This is a genomic window from Eisenbergiella sp. OF01-20, from assembly GCF_003478085.1.
GTDB lineage: Bacteria > Bacillota > Clostridia > Lachnospirales > Lachnospiraceae > Eisenbergiella.
In genome coordinates, this window is record NZ_QUES01000005.1 from 222,173 (window position 1) to 247,241 (window position 25,069).

At 51.8% G+C, this 25,069-nt stretch carries 21 protein-coding genes and 1 other RNA gene; 5 read left to right on the plus strand and 17 right to left on the minus strand.

Annotated elements, in window-relative coordinates; genetic code table 11:
- The first annotated feature begins 5 nt into the window (after positions 1 to 5).
- On the plus strand, positions 6 to 680 hold the full coding sequence (locus tag DXA36_RS09560) for an ABC transporter ATP-binding protein (RefSeq protein ID WP_118678501.1): 675 nt from the start codon (positions 6 to 8) through the stop codon (positions 678 to 680).
- Positions 677 to 3,157 (plus strand): ABC transporter permease, encoded by a 2,481-nt coding sequence (locus DXA36_RS09565; RefSeq protein WP_118678503.1) that lies wholly within the window; start codon positions 677 to 679, stop codon positions 3,155 to 3,157. Before DXA36_RS09560 ends, DXA36_RS09565 begins: the two co-directional genes overlap by 4 nt.
- Positions 3,158 to 3,202: 45 nt before the next feature.
- On the opposite strand, the gene DXA36_RS09570 is transcribed toward DXA36_RS09565, so the two are convergent.
- Positions 3,203 to 5,020: a bifunctional 3'-5' exonuclease/DNA polymerase gene (locus DXA36_RS09570; protein WP_330425006.1), complete on the minus strand. Its 1,818-nt coding sequence runs from the start codon at positions 5,018 to 5,020 to the stop codon at positions 3,203 to 3,205.
- A gap of 175 nt (positions 5,021 to 5,195) precedes the next feature.
- On the opposite strand from DXA36_RS09570, the gene DXA36_RS09575 reads away from it, so the two are divergent.
- A complete protein-coding gene (locus DXA36_RS09575; RefSeq protein WP_118678505.1) occupies positions 5,196 to 6,731 on the plus strand; it encodes an alanine/glycine:cation symporter family protein in 1,536 nt (511 codons plus the stop codon).
- A gap of 246 nt (positions 6,732 to 6,977) precedes the next feature.
- Positions 6,978 to 7,316, plus strand: a complete 339-nt coding sequence (locus DXA36_RS09580) for a helix-turn-helix domain-containing protein (protein WP_118678507.1) — start codon at positions 6,978 to 6,980, stop codon at positions 7,314 to 7,316.
- Positions 7,317 to 7,423: 107 nt separating this feature from the next.
- Here DXA36_RS09580 and DXA36_RS09585 read toward each other — a convergent pair whose 3' ends face one another.
- The 3 genes from DXA36_RS09585 to xylB form a co-directional block, all read right to left on the minus strand.
- Positions 7,424 to 8,902: an L-fucose/L-arabinose isomerase family protein gene (locus tag DXA36_RS09585; RefSeq protein ID WP_118678509.1), complete on the minus strand. Its 1,479-nt coding sequence runs from the start codon at positions 8,900 to 8,902 to the stop codon at positions 7,424 to 7,426.
- 127 nt (positions 8,903 to 9,029) lie between these two features.
- Positions 9,030 to 9,650: a DUF4867 family protein gene (locus DXA36_RS09590; protein ID WP_118678511.1), complete on the minus strand. Its 621-nt coding sequence runs from the start codon at positions 9,648 to 9,650 to the stop codon at positions 9,030 to 9,032.
- Positions 9,651 to 9,703: 53 nt separating this feature from the next.
- Positions 9,704 to 11,173 (minus strand): xylulokinase, encoded by a 1,470-nt coding sequence (gene xylB / locus DXA36_RS09595; RefSeq protein WP_118678589.1) that lies wholly within the window; start codon positions 11,171 to 11,173, stop codon positions 9,704 to 9,706.
- Between the two features lie 380 nt (positions 11,174 to 11,553).
- On the opposite strand from xylB, the gene DXA36_RS09600 reads away from it, so the two are divergent.
- Positions 11,554 to 12,570, plus strand: a complete 1,017-nt coding sequence (locus tag DXA36_RS09600) for a LacI family DNA-binding transcriptional regulator (protein ID WP_118678513.1) — start codon at positions 11,554 to 11,556, stop codon at positions 12,568 to 12,570.
- Between the two features lie 86 nt (positions 12,571 to 12,656).
- Here DXA36_RS09600 and DXA36_RS09605 read toward each other — a convergent pair whose 3' ends face one another.
- The 13 genes from DXA36_RS09605 to DXA36_RS09665 all read right to left on the minus strand — a co-directional run bounded on the left by DXA36_RS09605 (position 12,657) and on the right by DXA36_RS09665 (position 25,066).
- Complete coding sequence (locus DXA36_RS09605) at positions 12,657 to 13,475, minus strand: metal ABC transporter permease (protein WP_118678515.1); 819 nt, start codon at positions 13,473 to 13,475, stop codon at positions 12,657 to 12,659.
- A complete protein-coding gene (locus tag DXA36_RS09610) occupies positions 13,468 to 14,178 on the minus strand; it encodes a metal ABC transporter ATP-binding protein (protein WP_118678591.1) in 711 nt (236 codons plus the stop codon). The genes DXA36_RS09605 and DXA36_RS09610 overlap by 8 nt, the downstream gene beginning before the upstream one ends.
- Before the next feature lie 91 nt (positions 14,179 to 14,269).
- Entirely contained in the window at positions 14,270 to 15,313 is a 1,044-nt protein-coding gene (locus tag DXA36_RS09615) for a metal ABC transporter substrate-binding protein (protein ID WP_118678517.1), read from the minus strand.
- Positions 15,310 to 16,233 carry a putative ABC transporter permease gene (locus DXA36_RS09620; protein WP_118678519.1) on the minus strand — a complete coding sequence of 308 codons (924 nt, stop codon included), beginning with the start codon at positions 16,231 to 16,233 and terminating at the stop codon, positions 15,310 to 15,312. The genes DXA36_RS09615 and DXA36_RS09620 overlap by 4 nt, the downstream gene beginning before the upstream one ends.
- Positions 16,234 to 16,260: 27 nt before the next feature.
- Positions 16,261 to 17,031, minus strand: coding sequence for a YlmH/Sll1252 family protein (locus tag DXA36_RS09625; protein ID WP_118678521.1), 771 nt, complete (start codon positions 17,029 to 17,031; stop codon positions 16,261 to 16,263).
- Positions 17,032 to 17,040: 9 nt separating this feature from the next.
- Positions 17,041 to 17,970: a TIGR03943 family putative permease subunit gene (locus DXA36_RS09630; protein WP_118678523.1), complete on the minus strand. Its 930-nt coding sequence runs from the start codon at positions 17,968 to 17,970 to the stop codon at positions 17,041 to 17,043.
- 38 nt (positions 17,971 to 18,008) lie between these two features.
- Positions 18,009 to 19,142: a GTP-binding protein gene (locus tag DXA36_RS09635; protein WP_118678525.1), complete on the minus strand. Its 1,134-nt coding sequence runs from the start codon at positions 19,140 to 19,142 to the stop codon at positions 18,009 to 18,011.
- Between the two features lie 250 nt (positions 19,143 to 19,392).
- Positions 19,393 to 20,199 (minus strand): S1 family peptidase, encoded by an 807-nt coding sequence (locus tag DXA36_RS09640; RefSeq protein ID WP_118678527.1) that lies wholly within the window; start codon positions 20,197 to 20,199, stop codon positions 19,393 to 19,395.
- A gap of 132 nt (positions 20,200 to 20,331) precedes the next feature.
- Positions 20,332 to 20,717, minus strand: an RNA gene (gene rnpB / locus DXA36_RS09645) — RNase P RNA component class A.
- A 109-nt stretch (positions 20,718 to 20,826) separates the two neighbouring features.
- Positions 20,827 to 21,708, minus strand: a complete 882-nt coding sequence (locus tag DXA36_RS09650) for an SPL family radical SAM protein (RefSeq protein ID WP_118678529.1) — start codon at positions 21,706 to 21,708, stop codon at positions 20,827 to 20,829.
- A 25-nt stretch (positions 21,709 to 21,733) separates the two neighbouring features.
- Positions 21,734 to 23,428: a nucleoside kinase gene (locus tag DXA36_RS09655; RefSeq protein ID WP_118678531.1), complete on the minus strand. Its 1,695-nt coding sequence runs from the start codon at positions 23,426 to 23,428 to the stop codon at positions 21,734 to 21,736.
- 22 nt (positions 23,429 to 23,450) lie between these two features.
- On the minus strand, positions 23,451 to 24,233 hold the full coding sequence (locus DXA36_RS09660) for a Nif3-like dinuclear metal center hexameric protein (protein ID WP_118678533.1): 783 nt from the start codon (positions 24,231 to 24,233) through the stop codon (positions 23,451 to 23,453).
- A 32-nt stretch (positions 24,234 to 24,265) separates the two neighbouring features.
- Positions 24,266 to 25,066: a class I SAM-dependent methyltransferase gene (locus tag DXA36_RS09665; protein ID WP_118678535.1), complete on the minus strand. Its 801-nt coding sequence runs from the start codon at positions 25,064 to 25,066 to the stop codon at positions 24,266 to 24,268.
- Positions 25,067 to 25,069 lie beyond the last annotated feature (3 nt).

The following is a 25,069-nucleotide window of genomic DNA, read 5'->3' on the forward strand; positions in this document are numbered from 1 at the left end:
TTTTTATGGATATTGAGGTAAAAGAGATAGCAAAAATATATGGTACGGGGGAGAACCGGGTCACTGCCCTCCAACCAGCCAGCATGACCGTACGGGAAGGGGATTTTCTCTCCATCATGGGGCCGTCGGGAAGCGGGAAAAGCACACTGCTTCATATCATAAGCGGCCTGGATGTTCCCACAACCGGTACGGTAACCTATGGGGGAACGGACATCCACCGGGGAACAGACAAAGAGTTATCCGCCTTCCGCCGTCGGAAAATCGGCTTTATTTTCCAGCAGTTCCACCTGCTTCCCGTCCTGACCGCCCGGGAAAATATCCTCATGCCCCTTCTGCTGGACAAGGTCCGCCCGGATGAAACACAACTCATGCGGATTGCCGGTTTTCTGGGCCTTGAGGACCGTCTGTCCCATCTTCCCCACGAACTTTCCGGAGGCCAGCAGCAGCGTGTGGCTGTGGCCCGGGCTTTGATAGCCGGCCCGGACATCCTGTTCGCAGATGAACCCACCGGAAACCTGGACAGCAAAAGCGGCGGCGAAGTTATGGAAATGCTCTGTACAATCCGGAAAAGTCTGGGCAAAACCCTTATTCTCATCACCCACGACAAACAGCTGGCGGAAATGGCGGAACGCCGCTTTACCATTGTGGACGGTGTACTCAGGGAGGTGACGGAAGCATGAAATCCTATCTGTCTCTCGCCTGGAAGCAGCTTCTGACTGAAAAAATCACATCCCTTTTGATTCTGTGCGCCCTCCTCCTTTCCACAATTGCCACCACAGCCGCAGGAGCTTCTGTGGGGATCCTGCAGTCCCTGCGGATCCGGCAGGCCGCCGGATTCAACGGGAACCGCTACGCCACCTTCCATCAGCTGACGGATGCACAGAGGAAGCAACTGTCCGGGGATGCCCGCTTAACGGATGTGGGAAGTCTGATCCAAATCGGGAACTGCAGGCTGGGCAGCAGCAGTCTCACTCTGTTTTTACGGGAATATTGCGGGAATTCCCTGGATGCATATCCATCCATCGGCATCCTCCGGGAGGGGCACCTGCCCTCCGGCGCAGGGGAAATCGCCCTTTCCGAAGATGCGCTGCAATACCTTGCCCCCGGAGCCGGTGTGGGGGATACCCTTACACTCACTCTTTCCGTGAGCCTGAAAACAGATGAGCAGCCTCCCTTTGAATATACCTTTCCCTTTACCATCACCGGCATACTGGAAAACGATTATCTCGGCTATGCTTCCGGCACCATGACCGCCGTGGCTGGCCGCGGAACGGCGGCGGCCCTTCTGCCGGAACGCTATTTACTGTATTCCACTAACTTTAAAACCAAAACCACCGGAGACTTCCAGGCCATTATCGACAGCCTGGCAGAACAGCTGACTCTGGATAAAGAAAATATCCAGTACAACTGGGTACTTCTTGACGCCATGGGGATGGATTATGCGGAAAAGGGAGAGGGCGACGCAGGAAACGGCTTTCCCTTCATGGCGGCAGCCTGCATTCTGGTGGGCAGCCTTGTCCTTCTGGCCTCCGGTCTTGTAATCTATAACATCCTGAAGGTTTCCGTTTCCAGGAAAATCCGGGAGTACGGTACTCTCCGGGCTATTGGCGGCGATCGCAGACAGCTATATGCTCTGGTTACCCTGCAGCTTCTCCTTCTGTTTGTTATCGCCCTGCCCCCGGGTTCTCTTCTGGGTACGTTATCCGCCAAAGGGATCCTACTTGCAGCAACAGGTCTGCTGAATCCCGATCTGTTTCTGGCCGGCAGCACACAGCAGCTGCATACAGCGATCACCGGCAGCCGGACAGGAACAATGCTTCCTATCCTTGCAGGCATTGGAATCACTTTGTTCTTTTCTCTCATCGCTGCATTCCCGGCCGCCCGTTATGCGTCCCGTGTGTCTCCGGTGGAAGCCATGTCCGGCCATGCCGCCGTCATTAAAAGGGCACACCGGAAAACCGGTAAAATACGCTGCTTTGAAGCTTTTTACGCCCGCCTGAATATGTCCCGCAGCCGGGGCCGAACCGCGATCACAATCCTTTCCATCGTGATGAGCATCACGGTTTACGTTGCGCTGCAAAGCTTCAGCGGGCTGTTGGATACAAGCCGCGCCGTACAGGAAATGCACCTGGGAGATTACGCGGTTACGAATGAAACGGCGGGTTTCCGGCCTGCTGCCGTAAAAGAACTGCAGGAAAGGGATGAGGTGGCGGCCTTATATACCACAAAGCTATCCGTCTATACCTGGGATGCCGGCGGGCACTTTCCTCTGCGCCTGGATTTTACCCTCCAGTCCTGGGAAGCCTTCCAGATCGCAGGAATTGACAGCGGCCGTCTGGAAAGCTGTCTGCCCGGCCTTTCGGCGCAGACGAAAGAAGCCTTGAGAAACGGCACAGCCTGCCTTGTTAAAAACCCGATTCCTTTTTCCTTTGACGGGCAGGAAACGGCATTCACCCAATTGAAAGCGGGTGATACGCTTACCGTCAATGGTACGCCCCTGCAGGTGGCAGGTATCGTCAGCACGCCTGTCACAATCAATAACGCAGGATATATAAACGGCATCCAGATCCTTGTTTCTGATTCCCTATATGACACCCTTACCGGAAAGGATTCCTATTCTGAGATCTATCCGGTATTGTATGGGGAAGAAAAGGCGGATGCTTTTGAGAAATGGCTGCAGGAATGGTGTGACAGTAATCCGGGAAGCCATTGGCTGTCCTACCGCCAATCGGATGCGCAGCTGGCGGAAAGCTTTGAGCAGATTACCCTTCTTAGCTGGGGGCTGATTTTGTTCATCGGCCTGATCGGCCTGCTTAATATCATAAATACCGTCTACACCAGTATCCATACCCGCGTGAATGAAATCGGCATACAGCGGGCGATCGGAATGAGTGCCGGAAGCCTTTACCGGACCTTTCTCTGGGAAGGGGCATATTACGGCCTGATCGCCTCCGGCATCGGGGCGGTTACCAGCTGGCTGTGTACCTTCTTTGTGCATGCCGCAGCGGCGGAGGCCTGGCAGCTTCCCCCCTTTCCCCTCATTCCCGTGCTTCAGGCATCCCTGGTTTCCGTCCTTGCCTGTCTGCTTTCCACTGCGTTCCCGCTGCGTTCTCTTACCAGAATGAATATCGTAACCACCATTCGGTCAATCGAATAAAAGACAAACAAAACCGCCCGGCAGGCCCGTGGCTGCTGCCGGACATTACTTAGCCGCCCAGCTGTGTGCCGTTTTCGCGTCTGCCACACAGGGGACGGACGGCAGGATATCCGCGCCCGCCCTTTCCATGACGGCTTTCAGACACCGGGCGGCATTGGCACCATCCTCCGCAGGTACCTCCAGCAGGATTTCATCATGTACAATCCCCACCAGCTTCCAATCCTTTTCCCTTATTTCATGATACAGAAGCCCCAGCGCGCGTTTCAGGATATCTGCGGCCGTTCCCTGAACCGGCGTATTGGCAAGCTCCGATACGCCGGAACGGGGCGTGAAAAGGAATTTCCGTCCCGTCATAGTCCGGCCTTCCATAAAATGGCCGGCCTTCAGATCGTGATGCCACCAGCTTATTCCCGCATAGGCCCTGAAAAAAGCGTCCCTGAATTTTACCGCCTCCTCCATCGTCATGTCCACGCCATAGGATTGTGCCGCATACTGCTGCAGCCCTGCGGCGCCCATCCCGAAGATCAACCCGAAATTCACCGCTTTTGCCGCCTGCCGCTGCGCCGCAGTCACTTTTTCCGGCGAAGTATCGGAAACAAGGGATGCGGTAAGCCGGTGCAGATCCTCTCCTTTTGTATAGGCGCTTTTCATCCGCACATCTCCTGAAATCTGGGCGGCCACCCGCAGCTCAATCTGGGAATAGTCGGCAAGGACAAGGGTACGCCCCTCCGGCGCCCGGAAGCAGCTGCGGAAACGGGTTTCCCTTGGGATTTGCTGGATATTCGGCCCCCAGCAGCACATTCTTCCGCTGTAAGCGCCGATCTGACCGTATTTTGGGTGCAGCCTGCCCGTAACCGGATGGATCTGCGCCGGCAGGGGATGCAGGAAACCGGAAAGCAGCTTGGCATATTTCCGGTATTCGGTAAGCGCCTTCACCAGCGGATGATTATGATAAGGAGCCAGGCTGTAACGAGAGGTGGAGGATACCTGAATGCCGTTTTTTTTCAGAAGCTTAAGGACATAAGCATTGCTGTCAAAATTCACATCCAGGGCCTCCTCCCCGCCCCAGAGCGTCAGCTGATAGGAAGGCTCTCCGCTGTAAGCATAAAGCGCCTGCAATGCCATCTCATATTGATTCTGTATATCTGTACATAAATGTTCCCATTGCCCCAAATCCAGGGAAATCCCGTCATACTCCGCCCGGGCCAGAGCCGGCGCACAGGCAAATTCGATATCGGCAATCCGTTCCAGGCCGTTCTCTCTGAGCCGGCCAGCAAGACAATCCCAAAGCTGCAGCAAAATACGGGAATCCGATGCGGCATAGGCCAGCTGCGAATCGGACAGCGCCCCGCTCCAATCCCCCGTCTGTTCCGTTTTATCCAGCGAAACGCCCAGATAATGGGAAGCCACCGCCGCCAGATTCACCTTACGAGGCCCTCCGCAGGGCCTCAGCAGCTCCGCTGCCAGCATGGTGTCCCGGATATTTTCCGGCAGGATCCCTTCTCCGCGCAGAAACTGGAGATCGAATTTGGCGTTGTGGAATATTTTCCCCGAATCCCCCTCAAGCACTTCCTTCAGGAACGCCCTTCCCCTGGAGTCCTCCAAAAAAGGAACACAGTCAATTAAGAGCACCGGCATCCCTGCCGCCCCAATCTGCACCAGCCGCAGCTGATCCCGATGTGCATCCAGCCCTGTGGTCTCCGTATCCACAGCCAGCAATCCGGCATTTTTCAGCCTGTTCAGATACGGCACCCCTTCTTCCGGCGAACGAACCACTGTAAATTCCATAGCTTCCCCTTTCCCGCTTCCCCTCCTCCCATTATACCAGCACTGTCCTATGCCGGCAACCGCTTTTGCAAACATATGTTCTAATTTCTTTTTACTTTCACCGGAGGAATAAACAGCAGGTGATACACCAGCACAATTTACAATATATACAGTTCTTTTTCCGTATTTTATCCCTGCTGCGCTTCGTATAATAAAAGAAAGGCTGTTTATGCAGCGCACGGAGCTTTCACACTTCAAGGAGGGAGTACCTATGGAACATCTGTTTCAGGCTATCAACAACATTTTTGACTTCGTCATCCCGGTATCTGACTTTTTCTGGGACTTTCCCACGAACTTCAGCTGGTATGCATCCATTCCTGTTCTCGGCAATTTTTCCCTGGCAGTCATCCTTCTTATCGGGTCAGGTATTTACTTCACCCTGAAAACGGGATTTATCCAGGTAACCCATTTCGGCAGGGGGATACGGATTCTGACCCGGAAAAAAAAGGAGGAAATCGGAATTTCTTCTCTCGCTGCTTTTTTCCTGAGTTCTGCCATGCGCGTGGGGCCGGGTAATATCCTCGGAGTGACGGGAGCTATTGCCGTAGGAGGCCCGGGGGCCTTATTCTGGATGTGGGTTTCCGCTTTCTTCGGCATGGCAACGGCTTATACGGAAGCGGTACTGGCGCAGATTTTTAAAGAACGGAAAAATGAGGAGTTTGTGGGCGGACTTCCCTTCTATGGTAAAGTCCTGCTGGGTAATAAGCTCTGGGCCGGAATTGCCCTTTCCCTGATGTATATCATATACGCCATGTGCTGCCTGCCGGCCCAGGGTTTTAACGTGGTCAGTTCCATCGGGCAGATGGCGGAAATCGCCACCGGCTCTTCCCTGGAGGGCACCTCCATATTTTATTATGTGGTATCGCTGCTGCTCATCGTAATAACCGCCTATATCGCCTTCGGCGGCATCCGTAAGGTTACCAGGGTTACCGACAGGCTGGTCCCTGTGATGGCTGTCGTATATGTTGCCGTGGTATTTGTATTGATCCTTCTTAACCTGCATTCCGTACCCTATTTCTTCGGGGCCGTATTCAGCGGGGCCTTTACCCCTGAGGCCATATTCGGGGGTGTGTTCGGAACGGTTCTTGTCCAGGGTGTGAAAAGGGGACTGATGTCCAATGAAGCGGGCCAGGGAACTATTACCATGGCGGCAGGCGCTGCCAGCACCAGCCATCCCTGCGAACAGGGCTGTGTACAGTCCATCGGTGTCTTTCTGGATACCATGGTCATCTGTACACTCACCGGATTCGTGGTAGTCATGGCACACATATGGACCGGAAGCGGAGCCGAAGCCTGGTTCGCCCTGGACAGACTTCCCAAATTCCTGGAATCCGCCAAGGTACTCACACCGGGCACGGCCATGAACGCCATTGTCGCTTTCCTGCTCACCTTCTGTTTCTGCCTGTTCGCATTTACCTGCCTGGTGGGCATGATTTCCTTCAGCGAGATCGCTGCCAACCGGATCAGCACCCGGAAACGGGTGATTTACGCGGTCCGCATTATAGGTATTCTCATCACGGCTTTTGGCATTGCCTGTTCCCTTGCGGGTATCGAGCTGGGGAATCTGTGGGCTATCTCCGACCTTGGGAATATCCTTATCGTATTTGCCAATATCCCCCTGCTTTATCTGGGGGCAAAATGTGTATTCAAAGCCACGGCCCATTTCAAAAAAGATGACGGAAGCGCTTTTGATTCTTCTGTTATTGGACGCAGCTGTCCTTATTGGGATCAAAAAAAACAAAACTGAAGCTGCTTTCCATACGAGTCCCATATACACGCGAACCCCCGATGTTTTCAAAAAACATCGGAGGTTCCTTTTTTTGTTTTTCCGTTTTACTAACCTGCATACGGCCATGTAAAGCCGGATTTAGATATTTATTGTATATATATTTTTACAAATAATATTTAAAGTATATATATTCTGTCAATAAATATTAATCGTATATTGAAAGATAACTTCCATATTTATAGTCTGTAATGGGAGGGCAAAACTATGGATACTATTACAAAATTAGTAGGGGCAAGGATACGGGGATTTCGTAAAGAAAAGCGTTTAAGCCAGGAAGAGCTGGCAGAAAAATGCAGTCTGCATCCCACTTATATCGGCCAGCTGGAAAGAGGGGAAAAGAATCCCACCATTGAAAGCGTTATGAAAGTTGCAGACGGGCTGGAAATTCCCATCGACCAGCTTTTTATAAACATTCCGTGCTCCAACAGACAGGCAATGGATTATATCCCGGACCGTATCATGTACCTGGTGGCCGAGATGTCACCAAAAGAACAGCGGATTATTTATGATCTCATTATCCAGGCGCTGAAGTTGCGCAGTTAAAAAAACGGATGCCATGCTCTTAATCATCTTATATCCAAAAAAGCCGCAGGAGAATTTCGCGCCACCCCACGCGAAACTCCTGCGGCTTCCTTATTCATATAACTTTATTATGCAAAGGGATTCTCAGTCGGATACATCATTCCCTTAGGCTGATTGAAGTTGATTTCATCCGTTTCCACACCGATATATTTGAATACTTCATACAGTGCTTTTCCGAAATGTCCGAAAGCAACCGCACCGTGGTGAGGATAATTCTTCTCAACCAGTACATGACGGTAGAAACGTCCCATTTCAGGGATTGCGAATACGCCGATTCCGCCAAAGGAACGGGTTGCAACAGGCAGGACTTCACCCTGCGCAATATAAGCGCGCAGCTTGGCATCTGCGGTGCTCTGCAGACGGTAGAAGGTAATATCTCCCGGGATGATATCTCCTTCGAGAGTTCCCTGGGTTACTTCTTCCGGAAGGTTTCTTGCCATGATAAGCTGATATTTCATCTCGCAGAAGGACAGCTTGCTGGATGCGGTATTTCCGCAGTGGAAGCCCATGAAGGTATCTTTCTGTGTATAATCATATTTACCTTTGATATCCGTATCAAACATATCGGCAGGCACCGTATTGTTGATATCCAGCAGGGTAACCACATCATCGCTGACTACGGTTCCGATGAACTCGCTGAGGGCTCCGTAAATATCAACTTCACAGGATACCGGAATTCCTCTCTTCGTAAGGCGGCTGTTTACATAGCAGGGAACGCAGCCGAACTGTGTCTGGAATGCAGGCCAGCATTTTCCGGCAATAGCAACGAAATCACGGCTTCCCTTATGTTCTTCAATCCAGTCAAGCAGCGTCAGTTCATACTGAGCCAGTCTGGTTAAAATTTCAGGCTTCTTGTTTCCGGTTCCCAGTTCTTCTTCCATATCCTTCACTACTTCCGGGATTCTCTCGTCTCCGGCATGTTTGTTAAAGGCTTCGAACAGATCCAGTTCGGAATTTTCTTCAATTTCCACACCCAGGTTAAACAGCTGCTTGATAGGTGCGTTGCAGGCCATAAAGTCTTTCGGACGGGGGCCGAAGGAAATGATTTTCAGGTTCTTCAATCCGATGACAGCTCTTGCGATGGGCGCGAACTCTGCGATCATGTCCGCACATTCGGAAGCGGTTCCCACCGGATATTCCGGAAGATATGCTTTCAGGTTACGAAGCTTCAGGTTATAGCTGGCATTCAGAACACCGCAGTAAGCGTCGCCTCTGCCGCCAACCAGATTGTCTCCGGTTTCCTCCGCCGCAGCCACTACCATAGCCGGTCCGTCAAATTCCTTGATCAGCAGGGTTTCCGGTGTTTCCGGCCCGAAGTTGCCAAGATAAACCACAATGGCATTGCAGCCGGCTTCCTTTACGTCAGCCAGGGCTTTTCTCATATCAATTTCATTTTCGATACATACAGGGCATTCATACAGGCCATCCCCATATTTCTCCTTGTAAGCTGCAACCACCGCTTTTCTTCTGGATACAGATAAATCCATAGGGAAGCAGTCACGGCTTACCGCTACTACAGCGATTTTTTCTTTCGGCATGTTGTTCATGTCTTTCCTCTCCTTCCGCGGCCTCAGGCCGCATTAAAATAAAGGGGGAAGAAGCAGCTGGCTGCTTCTTCTCTGGGACACAGCGTGTCCCATGCTCTCCTTCCGCGGCCTCAGGCCGCATAACCTATTACTTTACGCAGATATTTTCACCCTTCAGACCAATATGGCAGCCTTCCGGGAGTCCGCCCTCGGCATGGCCGATAAGCCATTTGTTCTTTGCCGTAATCAGAGCGTCTTCTCCGCCTGCATAGTGATTCTCATCCAGAGGAAGATTGGTTCCGTCCGGAAGGATGATCGCACAGCGGAATCCTTCTTCCCCGCTGTTGCAGGGCGCATAATGCAGAGTTGTTGCATACAGCTCCACCGCGACTCCCTTGGGAAGCAGGAATGCCTCCACCTTAGAGGTATCGTAGGTGTAGCCTTCCCCGATATCCGCCTGCCATCCGAGCAGCAGGATCAGATCCGATGCAGCAACATCAATTTCAGAGGTTCTGTGATATTCCAAAGCGTTCAGCTTATAGTTATTTCCATTGCAGAACCCTATCTGGATAGGCATTTCGCCATAGGACACATCCTGTACTTCCTTATATACAGGCAGCGCTTCCAGCTGCGGAACACTGGGTTCATATACCACTTCAGCGGTACATGGGGTCTTTTCCAGTTCCTCCACAAGAGCTGTAAAGTCCACATTTTCCACTACCTTTCCGTATTTCCGGAAGGCGGCGTCCGTCACTTTTTTAATTTCCATCCTTCTTTCCTCCTTTCCTTTATTCCAGCCATTTAGAAATGGCATTGGATACTTTAAATGATTTTATCAAAAAGCTCCCTGCATGCGGGATATATCTGCCTGAACTGCTGATATCGCTCTTCGTATCTGGCGGTAAGCTCCGGATCCGGTTCCACTGTTCCCACTACCTTAACCAGCTTATCTGCCGCTTCTTCCACACTTGCGAATTCCCCGCAGCCTACTGCCGCCAGAATGGCGCCGCCGTAGCCCGGTCCTTCTTCGCTTTCAATCATATCCACCTTGATTCCCAGCACATTTGCCATAATCTTCTTCCACAGAGGGCTCTTGGCGCCTCCGCCGCAGATTTTGGTCCTTTCAATGCGGATACCCAGGGATTTAGCCACCTCAAAGGAATCCCTCAGGGCAAAAGCAACCCCTTCCAGTACCGCCTGCGTCATATCGGATCTTGTGGTATCCATCGTCATCCCGATAAAGGTTCCCCTTGCATTGGGATTGTTATGAGGAGAACGCTCTCCCATCAGATAAGGAAGGAAGAACACATGGTTTTCTCCCAGACCGGTAATCTCCGCCTGTTCCTTCGCATAATCGCCGGTTCCGATAATATCGTCCATCCACCATTTGTTGCAGGATGCGGCGCTGAGCATGCAGCCCATCAGATGATACTTGCCGTCCGCATGGGCAAACGCGTGCAGCGCATTGTTGCTGTCCACGCAGAAGCTTTTGGAGGAGATAAAAACCGTTCCGCTGGTTCCCAGGGAAATATTGCACATCCCATCACCTACGGTACCCGTTCCCACAGCGGCGGCCGCATTGTCTCCGGCGCCGGCAATTACATTCACCTCAGAGGAAAGACCCAGCTCCTGTGCGATTTCAGGGAGCAGGCTGCCCACCACCTCATAGCTTTCAAAGACATCCGCCAGCTGTTCCCTGCGGATTCCGCAGATATCACACATTTCTTCCGACCAGCAGCGGTTCTTCACATCAAAAAGCAGCATGCCGGAGGCATCGGATACATCCGTACAGTGTACGCCGGAAAGCTTGTATGCCAGATAATCCTTGGGCAGCATGATCTTTTCTATTCTTGCAAAATTCTCAGGTTCTTTGTTTTTCACCCACAGCACCTTGGGTGCGGTAAAGCCCGCAAATGCGATGTTGGCCGTATATTCCGACAGCTTATCCTTGCCTATCACCTGGTTCAGATAATCGGTTTCCTCACCGGTTCTGCCGTCATTCCAGAGAATCGCAGGACGGATTACCTTGTCCTCCTTATCCAGAATAACGAGTCCATGCATCTGTCCGCCGAAACTGATGCCTGCTACCTGTGACTTGTCACAATCCGATACCAGTTCCTTTAATCCTGCCATGGTCTGCTCAAACCAATCCTCCGGCTTCTGCTCAGACCAGCCCGGATGAGGGAAAAACAAAGGGTATTCCTTTGACACAATCTTCCTGATCGCTCCCTTTTCATCCATCAGCAGCAGCTTTACCGCCGATGTTCCAAGATCCACGCCTATGTATAACATTCTGCGCCTCCCGTCCTTTCTTCTCCTGTTTAACGTATTATTGTTTAGCTGCCCGGCATTTCCGTTTTCCTGACACCTGCCGGATACCGGCAGCCTAAGAGAAACCGGGCATGGCCACATACGGCAGCCCCGCCTTACGTGCCCGTGCACGTTACTTTCATGATAAATGATTTTCATCCAAAAATCAATGGGGATTATAAATTTCGTAAAAATACACAATCTATCGCCGTTTTCACAGGTTCTGCGCCCTTCTTTTTGTGGATTCTGCCGTTTTGTGTTGCACGCACACGGTTTCCAGGGTTCCCAAATTGACTTTGCCCTCTATTTATGTTACGGTAAATGAGAATGAAGCATAACACGGAAGCAGAGGTGAACAAGACATGGCTACAATAAAGGAAATTGCCGAACTGGCCGGCGTCTCCCGCGGCACGGTGGATCGCGTCCTGAATAACCGCGGCGCGGTGAATCCCCGGACCGCCCGGAAAATTCTGGAAATCGCACAGGCCCTTGATTATAAGCCCAATAAAGCAGGCATTGTCCTTGCCGCCCAGAAGAAAAACCTGAAAATCGGCGTCATTCTGTTTGACACGGGAAATCCTTTTTTTGACGATGTGCTCGAGGGCGTGAACCGGAAATCCCAGGAGCTTGGCGGCTATAACTGTTCCGTACTTGTCACCAGGGTGGGGTTTGATCTTACGGCGCAGCTGGATGCCATGGATGAAATGGTATCCCAGGGCGTGAGCGGCATCGTGCTCTCTCCCTATAATGACCCTCTCATCTCCGATAAAATAAATGAACTGGACGGCCGGGGTATTCCGGTCATCACCACCAATACCGACATCGAGAATTCAAGCAGACTTGCCTATGTAGGCTGCAATTTCTACCGTTCCGGGGAAACGGCAGCAGGCCTGATGCATTTAATTGCGGGAAACGAAGTCTACGCCGGCATTGTCACCGGTTCCTCCAAGGTGCTCTGCCATACGGACCGGATCGCCGGCTTCCGCGACCGGATAGAATCCCATTACCCGGGTATCCGCATTGTGGGAACCATCGAGAACAGCGATGACGAATTTGAAAGCTATGACCGTACCCTGGCCCTGCTGAGAGAGCATCCGGAAATCAACGCCCTTTATTTTGCTGCGGGCGGTGTCTACGGCGGCTGCCGTGCAGTGCTTGCCGCAGGCAGGAAGGATATTACGATTATATCCTGTGATAAGGTTTCCACCACAAGGGACATGGTGCTTCAGGGAGTTATCGCCGCCACGATCTGCCAGCAGCCGCTCATACAGGGCACAAAACCCCTGGATTTGCTGTTTTCCTGCCTGACCACCGGGGAAAAGCCGGAAAAAGAATACCACTACACCACCGTGGACATCCGTATCCGTGAAAATATATAAAAGCAACGGGGACACGCTCCCCCGGCCATCCTTATGTTCAAAACAGCCCTTATACCGTACAGCACATTCGGTATAAGGGCTGTTATCTATCTTCCCCGGACGGCACCGGCCGCCCAGAAAATAACGTACAGGACGATATCCACAATAACAATGCTCGCTCCCGCCGGGGTAGCCAGCAGGAAAGAGACCGTCATCCCCAGCACGAAGCTGATGACGGAAAGTGCCACCGAACACAGAATCACACTCCGATAGCATTTGCAGACCCGCATGGCGGTCAGCGCCGGGAAAATGATCAGGCTGGATATGAGAAGCGCTCCCATCATCCGCATGCCCAGCACTACCGTAACCGCCGTAAGCACAGCCAGAAGCATGTTGTACAGCCCTGTGCGTATCCCGGTCGCCCTGGCAAAAACCGTATCAAAGGTCACCGCAAATATCTTATCATAAAAGAACAAATACAGCACGAGCACAATAACCGACAGCACTGCACTCAGCACCACATCACTTTTGCTCATAGCCAAAATAGATCCGAACATATAGCTGTTCAGATCGGAGTTCATCCCTGTGGTAACAGAAACTACCATCACCCCCACTGCCAGCGCCCCCGTGGAAATCATGGCAATGGCCGCATCCCCCTTCAGCCTGCCGCTGTCACTCAGACGCAGCAGCACAAACGCCGCCAGAATCACCACCGGAACAGCCACTGCAAGAGGCGCCATATGCAGCGCGGAAGCCACCGCCAAAGCGCCGAAGCCCACATGGGATAGCCCGTCCCCTATCATGGAATATCGCTTCAGCACCAGGCTGACCCCCAGAAGGGACGCACATAACGACACCAGAATACCCACCAGGAATGCCCGCTGCATAAATGGGTAAGAAAACATTTCCCCGATATATTCAAGCATCTGCCAGACCTCCCAGAAATTTTTTTCCAAAGCTGCTCTTCCCGTAATCCTTCGTTGTTCCGAAGAAATACCCGCTGTGGGAAAGATGAAGGATATGATCCGCGTGCTCCACCGCTTCCCGGATATCATGGGAAACCATGATAATGGTAATCGCGTGCTTTTTGTTCAGGTTATCCAGCACGCCGTAAAATTCTTCCGTAGCCACCGGATCCAGACCTGTTGCCGGTTCATCCAGCAAAAGCAGCCGCTTCGTGGCGCACAAAGACCGGGCAAGCAGAACACGCTGCCTCTGACCTCCCGATAAATCCTGAAAACTTTTATTCTTCAGATCACTGATATTTAAAAGCGACATATTACCAAGCGCCCTTTTCTTCTCCTCCGGACCGAAACCGGGCCGCAGCCCTCTGCTGTTCAGGCATCCGGACAAAACCACCTCATACACCGAGGCCGGAAAATCCCTCTGCACCGCATCCTGCTGCGGGACATAGCCGATTTGGGCGGACTTCAGCCCGTCCCCTGCGGTGATCGTGCCCCCGGAGGGCTTTTTCAGTCCCAGCAGCCCCTTCATCAGGGTCGTTTTCCCCGTTCCGTTCTCTCCGATAATACACAGATAATCCCCGGCATCCACCTGAAAGCTCAATCCCGACACCACGATCTGGTTTTCATATGAAAAAGCGACATCCTTGCAAACGATATATGACATTCGATCGATTCCTTCCCAGCCTCCCGGCCCTGCCTGTTTTTCCACGCCTCCCTTTCCGCCCGTCTGTTACCTTACGGAGGGCGGCATATCTTCATCCGTTAAGAGCTTTATCCAGCTGTACCAGGTTCTGTCTCATCAGGGACAGGTAGGTTTCTCCCCGTTCCATCTCCTCCCGGGTCAGCGTATGGCAGGAATGAAGCATTGCCGTTTCTGTTCCCGTCACCTCTGCGATGGCTTCAGCCACCTTTCCGTTGGAAAGTTCCAGACGGAATACCACCGGGATCTGTTCCTCCTCCACTTCATCCGTAAGAAAAGCAATGGTAGCGGCGCTGGGTTCCGTTTCCGAGCTGCAGCCCGGAAACGCGGCATAATAGGAAAGGCCGTAATTCCTCACGAGATACAGAAACGGGAAACGATCCCCGAATACCAGCGTATGGCGCTTCGCCTGTTCCGTTACCTCCCGGTAATCTGCGTCAAGCTGTTCCAGTTCTTCCAGATAATCACCCGCATTTTTCTCATAGACAGCCGCTCTTTCCGGATCCAGGGAAATCAGGGTATCTCTTATTTTTTCCACGAGTAGAATGGCATTGGCGGGAGAGGTCCAGACATGTTCGTCATACTCCCCTTCCTCCAGATGCGTTCCCTGTTCCGCTTCCAAAGCAGCGGAAAATTCTTCCCCGCGGCCTTCGTGGTCATGTCCGTCATGATAATGGCCTCTTGTCTGCATCCCCTCCAGGGACTCCTCCTCCAGAGGATCCACCCAGGAAAGGAGGCTGTAGGAGCGAACCTCCGCGTCGTTCCCCTTCAGAAGCTCCTCCACCCATACATCCGACTCGCCTCCCGCATACAAAAACAGATCGCTTTCCGTGATCCGGATAATATCCCTGGGGGTCGGTTCATAGGAATGGGCTTCCATTCCCGGCTTCAGAAGCATATTCACTTCCACATAGTCGCCCCCTATCCGGCGGACAAAATCAAAGGGCGGGAAAATCGTGGTTATTACCTGTACCTTCGGCCTGCCGTCAGGAGCTGTGTCCTGCGCCGTTTCTCCCTGGCCGTAACGGCCGCAGCCGGCCAGCAGCAACAGGGAAAGCACAAACACAGCGCACATCATTCCTGTCCGTTTTTTCTTCATTTTTTTCCTTTTTTCCTATAATCAACAGCGGATTGTTTCAATTCTTCCAATGTGTCATGGAATTTATGGGAGGTCATGGTCGGATTGCCCTTCAGCATATTCCGCTTAAAGAAGCTGCGGATAAAGGACTGCTGTTTTTCTTCTCCCACACGTCTGTCGCCCACAAACTTGTCACGCAGCTCCATAATCTCCTCTTTTTTCTCCCGAAGAAGCTCGGAACCGGGAAACGCATCCCTGATCTGCAGGAAAGTATCCTCTATGGCGCCGATAAGCTCCTCCCTGCGTTCTTCCCGTTTTTCTCTCTTGGTTTCCAGTTCGTTGCTGGCTACCGCGATGATGACATCCAGACGCTTCTGCATGCGCTCCAGCTCCTGCTTGGCCTGCTCTGCCTTGATAAGGATATCCCGCAGATCCATAGCCGCCTGGAAGGAGGTAGCAAAGTCTGCAATGAAAAGCACGGAAATAACCGCCACCAGCAGAAGCAGGACCCGGGAAGGTATCATCATGGCCAGGCTCTCCACGGGCTTATGGATAAGCTGGGTCATCAGGATGGTGAGAAGCCCCCAGCAGAGAGTGGACTCCAGGCATATCTGTCCCCGGAAATTCAGTTTTTTATGGGAATAGTCCCAATAACGGACCTTAAAAAGAGCCTCCATGATTACACCGGTCACATACTCCAGAACGGTAGCACCAATACAGCCCGCAATATATATCCCCACCAGATTTCCCTTCATTGGGCTTGATACCAAAAGCATCATAATTGCCCCGGAACCATACAACGGAAGGAACGGCCCGCGGATAAACCCTCTGTTTACCAGTTTCTTCTGGCAGATGGATACATATGCAGATTCAAAACACCATCCGAAAAAGCAGTAAAAATAAAAAAAGAACATCCACTGCGACAGCGTATAATGATACATTTCTATCTTCCTCCTCTGTGCCTTCCGTTACCGGTATACTCCCGCGGAAACGTTCAGCCTGCCCTTTTTCGTTTCCCCGATGGCACCGTAATAAAGAAATCTTCCATATCCCCTGGCGCTGACCATATCCCCGTTTTTCAGCGGACAGCTGTTGTTTTCACACAGCCTTCCGTTCACAAACACTTTTTTTGTACGGAACAGCTCCAGGCTCTGGTTCCGGGAAAGCTGCCAGAGCTTTGCCAGAACGGCATCCACCCGCTCGCTGGAAACGATGAGGGAAAGCTTCTCAGGCTCCCTTACCGGAACCTCCATCCCTTCTTCCACCCTCTCACAGCGTACACTGGTATGTTTCACCTTATTCATGTTTTCACAGATATAGGGAGCTATCCGCTGCGTACAGTAAAGGAAGGCGGTCCTTCCTTCCAGGAAAATATCACCCACCGTACTTCTGTCAATCCCCAGATTCATCACCGCACCCAGGAAATCCCTGTGTGTGAAATTATCCGCAAATTTTTCCAGCAGAGGACTGATTTTCAGGGCTTCCACGGGAAAAGGCTCCTCATAGCCCAGTTCCTCCGGGGATCCAAACCTCGCCATCTGTCTTTCACAGCCTTCCCCGCCTCCGAAAAGGCGGAAGGCATAGCCCTTGCTGCCGTTCATTGTCTCAAATAAGGCTTCCTGCTCCGCCATGGACAGGAAGCCTGTGAAGGTAAAGATACTCTGTGCATATGATTTCTCTGCCAGTTCCAGAAAACGTTTCTTTAACTGCAGCAGTTCTTTATCTGTTTCCGCCGACATTCCTATCTCCTAAACGAAGCTGATGACTTTATCTTTGGGTGCCTTTGCCTTCACCACACTGGTGGCGTGAAGGACCGGTCCTTCCCCGCCGTAATCCGCCCAAAATTCCTTTTCCACCCTGGCCGTCACCTTCACCCAGTCCTGTTCCCGGAAATTATCCGCTTCCTTGGCTATACAGACAAAGCCAAGGAATGCCATGTCGTCGGCGCAGCAGGTCATAGCCATACGGCCCGGCACAAAATGGTTCTTCGGGAAGCCGTCCGGTTTCATGACCATAGCGGTAAACTGCACATTTTTACCCACATAACGATCCAGATGATCCAGGGAATCAATATACCAGATACCATAGCCCATGTCATCCAGCACAATGGGATCACCGTTTAAGTCGAAGGGAAGATCCTCTTCGAATATTTCATCAATTTCCCCATTGCTGTCTTCAAATATAATATCCGCCTGCTGGTTAATCGCTTTCACGTTCCGCTTATAACTGTTGAGATCCTCAATACCGTCGCAGCGGTTAAATATAATCATTTCCGAATTGCGCAGCATCTCGGCGAGAAGAGATTTCATATTGGTAAAATACATGGAAAAGGTGGAAGCGTCAATGGTCGTGATCTGCTGTTCCACACGCCAGTGCCAGGGCATCTTCATGTTTTTAAAATTCCACATGCCGTTGTATTCAATAATAATTCTCTCCGGCTTCACCTTTTTCTCAAGCTCCAGAAGCTTGTCCGGCGTAAAATCCTCCTCCTGCTCTATCATTTCCAAACAGGAATTGCTGCGTGCAAGCAGGGCCGGATCGTATTCATTCTCCCCTTCCTCGCAGAGGATGATCAGGGTTTTCCCCTTTATCCGGAAATAAGGCTGCTCCAATGTATAGGTAATAAATTCGGTCTTTCCGCTCTCCAAAAAGCCGTTGATAACATATACAGGTTTCATCGTCTACCCTTCCTGTCTGCGGCTTGTACACAGACATCTTAATTCTTTTTCGCAAACAGCTCCTCCAGAGCCATTTCGTTCAATCCGGAGCCGATAACACAGAACTTACCGGTCACATCCGGCTTTCCTTCACGCACATTGCTTTCTCCGGGTACATAATCAAAGTATACCCAGCTGCCGTCTCCCGCAGACACCATTCCTTTTGCCCGGAGCACAAATCCATACTTCTTTTCATCCTCCAACTCTTCCAGAATGCCGGATATCTCTTCCTGCGTATAGGAAACAGGCGTCTGCAGCCCCCAACTGGTAAACACCTCGTCCGCATGATGGTGGCCGTGATGATCGTGGCCGCAGCCACAGCTGCATTCCTCCCCGTGGGTATGCTCATGCCCCTCATGATGGTGGTCATGATCGTGATCGCAGCCGCATTCTTCCCCATGGTGATGGTCATGATCATGGCCGCAGCTGCATTCTTCCCCGTGGTGATGGTCATGATCATGGCCGCAGCTGCATTCTTCCCCATGATGATGTTCATGCCCTTCCAGCACTTCCTCCATCAGTTGTTTTTCCAAATCCACGCCGCCTTCAATGGTTGACAGGATATCTGCCCCATTCAGCTGAGCTAAAGGGGTGGTGATAATAACCGCCCTGCTGTTGTGCTCACGGATCAAAGCCACCGCCTGCTCTACTTTAGCAGGAGAGGCCACATCGGTCCGGCTCAAAATAATCGTTCCTGCATGTTCAATCTGGTTAATGAAAAATTCACCGAAATTCTTAATATACAGTCTGCACTTTGAGGCATCCACCACCGCTACTGCGCTGTTTAAGGTCACTTCGCCGCCCATATCCACATTCTGCACCGCTTTGATTACATCGGAAAGCTTGCCCACGCCGGAGGGTTCAATGAGAATCCTTTCGGGATGATAGGTTTCCATGACTTCCTTCAGGGATGTCCCGAAATCTCCTACCAAAGAGCAGCAGATACAGCCTGAATTCATCTCCTTAATCTCTATGCCTGACTCTTTCAGGAAGCCACCGTCTATGCCGATTTCCCCGAATTCGTTTTCTATCAGCACCACCTGGCTTCCCGCCAAAGCTTCCTTTAAAAGCTTCTTGATTAATGTCGTCTTTCCTGCTCCCAGGAATCCTGAGAAAATATCTATTTTTGTCATATTACACCTCTTTCTCCGTTCCGGCGCAGCGGGCTGCCGTGCATAAGCTCCCTATCAGACTGCTGTGTTCCGCCTTAACGGCCTGCTGTTTAAAAAAAATACCCCAATGCTATAATAAGAGCAAAAAGCATCCTCTATATTTTGCCCCGTTTTCTTTCTCTTGTCAACCCGCACACCATCCGCATTCTGTTTTAATGATAAATATTTATAACAGCCTGACGGCTCTGCACATTAGCTGCGGTGCGCGATCTCAGCCGGCCCCCGGCCGATACTCCTCCGTATTCCTTTTCACACCGAATATTTCTTCATACCCTTCGTTTACGGTTTCCATGGAAAAAGCAGCTGTATTGCTTCCGCTGCCGCCTCCCACCATTCCCACAAGGTTGCCGTAACAGTCAAATACCCCGCCGCCGGACATACCCGGCCGGGATTCGCATTCCAGTACCATGATATCCGCTCCGAATTCTTCCCGGTACCAGGCTTTCTCCTTCAGCGTTCCTGTCCGGAGCTGATCCCCGATCCCGTTTTCCGAGCAGCCAAGCACCAGCAGACGGCTGCTCTGATCCAGGGTATCGAAGATCCGCTGGTGAAGGCTGGCCACGGCCGCCTTCTGCTCCTCTTTTTCCAGAAGTGAAATCGGAACCGTCACAAATCCCATATCTTTCTGCGCGCAGATTCCCGCCGTCTCCCCGGATAATTCCTTTCCTCCCGGGAAAATAACCCGGGGAAGCGCCCCTTCCTTCAGCAGATGCCCGGAAGTCACTATGACAAGCTGCTCCTCATTCCCATCCCACAGGATACCGCTGCCGAAATAAACGGTGCCGGTGCCGCTGACTTCCACCTCCAGCCTTACGATACTCTGTTCGGCTATTTCACGGGCTTTCTCTTCATTCTCCCCCTCCAGGCTTCCGGCAAAAACGATCCGTTCCCCGCCCTCATCCTCCAAACCTTTCTTTATCTGTGCCGGCCCCGTCCCGTTTTCCCCGCAGCCTGCTGCCAACAGGACAGCGGCCGCTCCCAGAAGAACCGGCAAGTTCCATCTTCCTTTATTTTTCATCTTTACCCCGCATTGTCATTTGCAAACAATACTATCTTTCCCGTTACCGTTCAAAAAGAAAAGAACAGGCCAGTGTCCTGTTCTTCCTGATGGAAGCCGGATACCCATGACAACCGGGATCCGGTTTAATTGAAAATAAGCAAAACTGTAAGCCGGGTTATGTCGAGAATAATCATCTATCTAGGACTGCTGTTGCCGGCAGCCTCAAGCGACCTACCTGAAAGCAGGCCGGGCAAGCCTGTTGCTCTCTGTTTGGTCTTGCTTCGGATGGGGTTTACATGTGCCCCGTCTGTTACCAGACGGGCGGTAGTCTCTTACACTGCCTTTCCACCCTTACCAGGCTTTCCCCGAAGGGAGAAACCCTTTCCGCCAAAGGCGGGGCGGTATATTTCTATTGCACTGGCCTTGGAGTCACCTCCACCGGACGTTATCCGGCATCCTGCCCTGCGAAGCCCGGACTTTCCTCACCTGCCGTATTCCCGAAAGAAACGGTCAGCCGCGATTATTCATTTTACTTACTTCCTGCGTGTTCAAAGAATTACCTTTCAGGCAAATGCACGGCACACTCTGAACGGTAACACCATATAACCATATATACTATATCTTTTTTTCTTCCGCTTGACAAGCCTAAAAATCAAACAGGGTCATCTGTTTCCCGGCCAGCTTGTCCTCAAAGCGGTACAGATACCTGAAAATTTCATCGCTGTCACAGACGATCCCCTGCTCGCTGCACACGCTGCGGACCAGCCTCATAAGCCCGGCCCGGTTCGGGGAAGGCACCTCGTACGCATCCCCGTAGGTTTTCACATATTTTTCCCGGAGGCCCGGAAAATGCGCGTCGAGCTTCCGGTAAAAATACTGCCGGTCGCCGTCCCGCAGGGTGACTCCCATCCCGAACGTAAGAATCCCGTAGGTTTTCGCCCGGCTGCAGTATTCCAGCAGTCCGCGGATATTCTCCTGTGTATCGTTGATAAAAGGCAGGATCGGCGTCATCCAGCAGACGGTGGGAATCCCTTCATCCCGCAGGATCTCCAATACCTCCGCTCTCCTCCTCGTCGTACATACATTTGGCTCAATCAGGCGGCACATATCTTCCTCATAAGTAGTGAGCGTCATCTGTACCACGCACTTCGTTTTACTGTTTATGCGCTTCAGCAAATCCAAATCCCGTAAAATTAAATCGGATTTCGTCTGGATGGCCGCTCCGAAGCCATATTCATCAATCAGCTCCAGGCACCTGCGGGTAAGCCCCAGCTTCTTTTCCGCATGCAGATACGGATCACTCATTCCTCCCGTACCGATCATGCATTTCTTCCGTTTACCCCGCAGCGCCTGCTCCAGCAGCTTGGGCGCATTCCTCTTTACTTCGATATCCTCAAATGGCCTGTCCGGGTGCACCTGGTAGCAGGTGCTCCTCGCATCGCAGTAAATACAGCCGTGGGAACACCCTCTGTACAGATTCATCCCGTTCCCGGCAGAAAGAATCGCCTTCACATCTACCTCGAACATCTCCCCACCTCCGCCCTGTGCTTGTCTATACGCGGAAGCAGCTGCCTCCCACAAACTCGCGGACAATGGAATTATTCGGAAGGTTTTCGCTGCTCACGCCCAGAAAATATTCCAGGAACTTAAGAAGCCGTTTGGCTTCAAAATATTCCGGCTCGTCTTTACCCACGCTGTAAAGCAAAGGCTCCGCAAACTGTTTAAGCACGGCAAGCTCATACAAAAGGGCGGAATTAAACATCGCATCCGCGCTTTCCTGAAAAGGGAAAATATTTTCCTCTTCCCCTCTGCGCACGGAAGCCCACATACGCAGGGTGTGGGTAGCGGAGGCGCCCCTGGTCCTGGCATCTCTTACCATACGCCGGATCAGCCTGCCGTCGGTTGTGGCTATCCGGTTATGATCATCCACATTCAGGCTGGTAAGGGCGCTGATATAGATTTTGTATTTGCTTTTCAAAGGGAGGGAGTGGGAAAGCTGGTCGTTAAGCCCGTGTATCCCTTCGATAACCAGGATATCATCCGGCCCGAGCTGCAGATAATCCCCCTTGTATTCCCGCAGCCCTGTTTTGAAATTGAAACGGGGCATTTCCACCCGTTCGCCTGCCAGGAGTGCCGCCATATCGGAATTAAAGGTTTCCACGTCAATCGCTTCCAGACATTCATAATTATAATTGCCGTCCTTGTCACGGGGTGTGTTTTTGCGATCCACAAAGTAATCATCCACCGCGATGGGATGGGGCACCAGGCCATGGGTTTTCAGCTGGATGGACAGGCGGTGGGAGAAGGTGGTTTTCCCGGAGGAGGACGGTCCCGCTATCATTACAAATTTTACATTGCCGCGTCTGGCAATATCTCCGGCGATCTCCGCAATTCTCCGCTCCTGGAGGGCTTCCTGTACCAGGATCATCTCCGCCAGATTCCCCTCACAGATTTTGTCGTTCAAATCCGCCACTGTCTCTATCCCCATCTGCTCCCCCCAGTTATTGGAACGGTCAAGGGTATGAAACAGCTTTTCCCTGGGTTCAAATTCCTCCAGCGTTTCCGGCTCCCAGCGATCGGGAAGCATCAGAAGCAGTCCCTTCTTATAAGGGAGCAGGTCAAAATACGGTAAATAGCTGGTATCCGGCACCATATAGCCATAATTATAATCATAATACCCGTCCAGACAATAGACATTAATATAGGAACCTCTGCGGTAGCGGAACAGCCTGACCTTATCGTCCATCCCCTGGGCTTCAAACAACGCGATGGCTTCATCCGTGGGGTATGCCTGCTTGGTAATCGGAAGCCCGGCCTCCACCATAGCGCGCATCCGCTCTTTCACCTTCGCTACAAATGAGGCATCGATCTGTTTTTCCTCTTCTCCGTCCGCCGCAGTCACTTTTTCTGCCAGAATTCCCTTCGGTATGCAGTAAAGCCCCTGACCGATGGTGAATTCCACGGAGACCTTACCCGCTCCCGGAGAGCCTGCCACATCACTTATGGCTTTTATGAGAAGCATCACGGCGCTGCGGACATAGGTGTCGTGTCCCACTCTGTCGGATAACGTCTGGAAAGCCACGGTGACATCCTTATCCACTTTTTTATGAAGTTCCTTGATTTTATTGTCCGCAACAGCAAGGATAATACGGTGCTCATATTCCTGCTGATGCTCCTGTGCCAGTCTTTCATAGGTAATTCCGTCTTCATATTCCCTGCATATGCCGTTCACCGTTACTTTTACCATATTTCGTCTCCTCTGTCCGTGGCTATTCATACCAAAAAGGTTCCTGCTGCCTTGCGGTTAAAAGATGGAGCATAGGAAGCTCCCTGCTTAAAAACTCCTTCATATAGGGCACAAAAATCTGCTCAAGTCCGAAATGTCCGGCATCTATGACCGCAAGCCCCTGTTCCAACGCGTCTATTCCGTCATGATGTCCGATATCCCCTGAGATATACACATCCGCTCCGGCATTTACCGCGCTTCGGATGTAATCGCCGCCTGATCCGGGCACAACAGCAGCCCTGCGGACCTTCCGGCCTTCCTCCCCGAATACCTTCACTCTGTCCAGATCAAAAACCTCTTTCACATAGGCGGCGCATTCCCGCAGTGTCATGTCTTCCGGCAGCACCCCTGCTCTGCCGATCCCTTCCTGGGACAGCTCATCCTCAAAAGTAATTTCCAGGACACTTCTTTCCTCCAGGCCAAGACGTTCCGCCGCCTCATCTCCCATTCCCATCACGTCAAAATTCGTATGGCAGGCATAATAGGAGATATCGTTCAGGATCAGCTTGCTAATCCGTTTCCCGGTAAAATCATCTGCCGTTATCCGTTTTTGAGGTGAAAAAATCAGGGGGTGATGGGTGAGCAGCATATCCGCTCCCGCAAGCACAGCCTGATCAATAACCGCATCTGTTGCATCCAGCGCAATCATCACCGATTCCACTTCCCGTTCCCGGCTTCCCACAAGAAGCCCCACATTATCCCAGCCTTCCGCAAAGGAAAGAGGGGAAAGTTCCTCCAGTTTCGCCATTACCTCACTGCATTTCATAGGCTTTTCTCCTTATGCCTGTAAAAGGGTTATCATTCCGTATACAGGGTAAGCAGCCGTTTCAGCAGCTGCTGTTCCTCTTCCAGCTGTGTCAGTCGCTTTCCGGTCTTATCCGGGCGGCCGTCCGCTTCCGTCAGGCCGGTTATCCCATTTAAAATACTGTCGTTTTTGTGCAGGCAGTCTTTCAGATATGCAAAAAGAACCGGATGACGGCGGATGAGCAGCCAGGAACCATATCTGTCCCCTGCCTGTTCCCATTCTTCCTCCGAAAGCTCCGGCCGGTTCCTGAAAAAAAAACGTTCTTCTTCCTTAAGCCTGCCGGCAGGAAAGCCATCCGGCAGATTTCCCAGATTCACCGCCTTCATTACGGCATAATATTTCCCTTCTTCCAAAATCATATTCTCATCCGTAATGAAATATCCTGCATTTCTCAAAGATTTTCTTACCAGCCATGGCTCCGACTGGGGCTGCAGGATAACCCAGCGCATTCCTGAAAGCTTATCCACGCCCTCTTCCAATATTTTCACCGTCAGGCGTCCGCCCATGCCTGCCGCCAGCAGCGTATCCGCTTCCGGCCTTCCCCCGCGGCAGGGAAGGCCGGAAAGTCCGTCGGAAAGTCTTACGTCTATGTATGAGGCAAGCCCGTATCTTTCCACGTGCTCCCTCGCCCTTTCCAGGGGGCCGGCGTTAACATCCATGGCAAACACATGGGGGGAAATCCCCTCCCGGATCAAATACACCGCCACATACCCATGGTCACATCCCACATCCGCAACGGTACTTCCTTTTTCCACCATAGATGCGACCATATGAAGTCTTTTTGACAATTCCATATT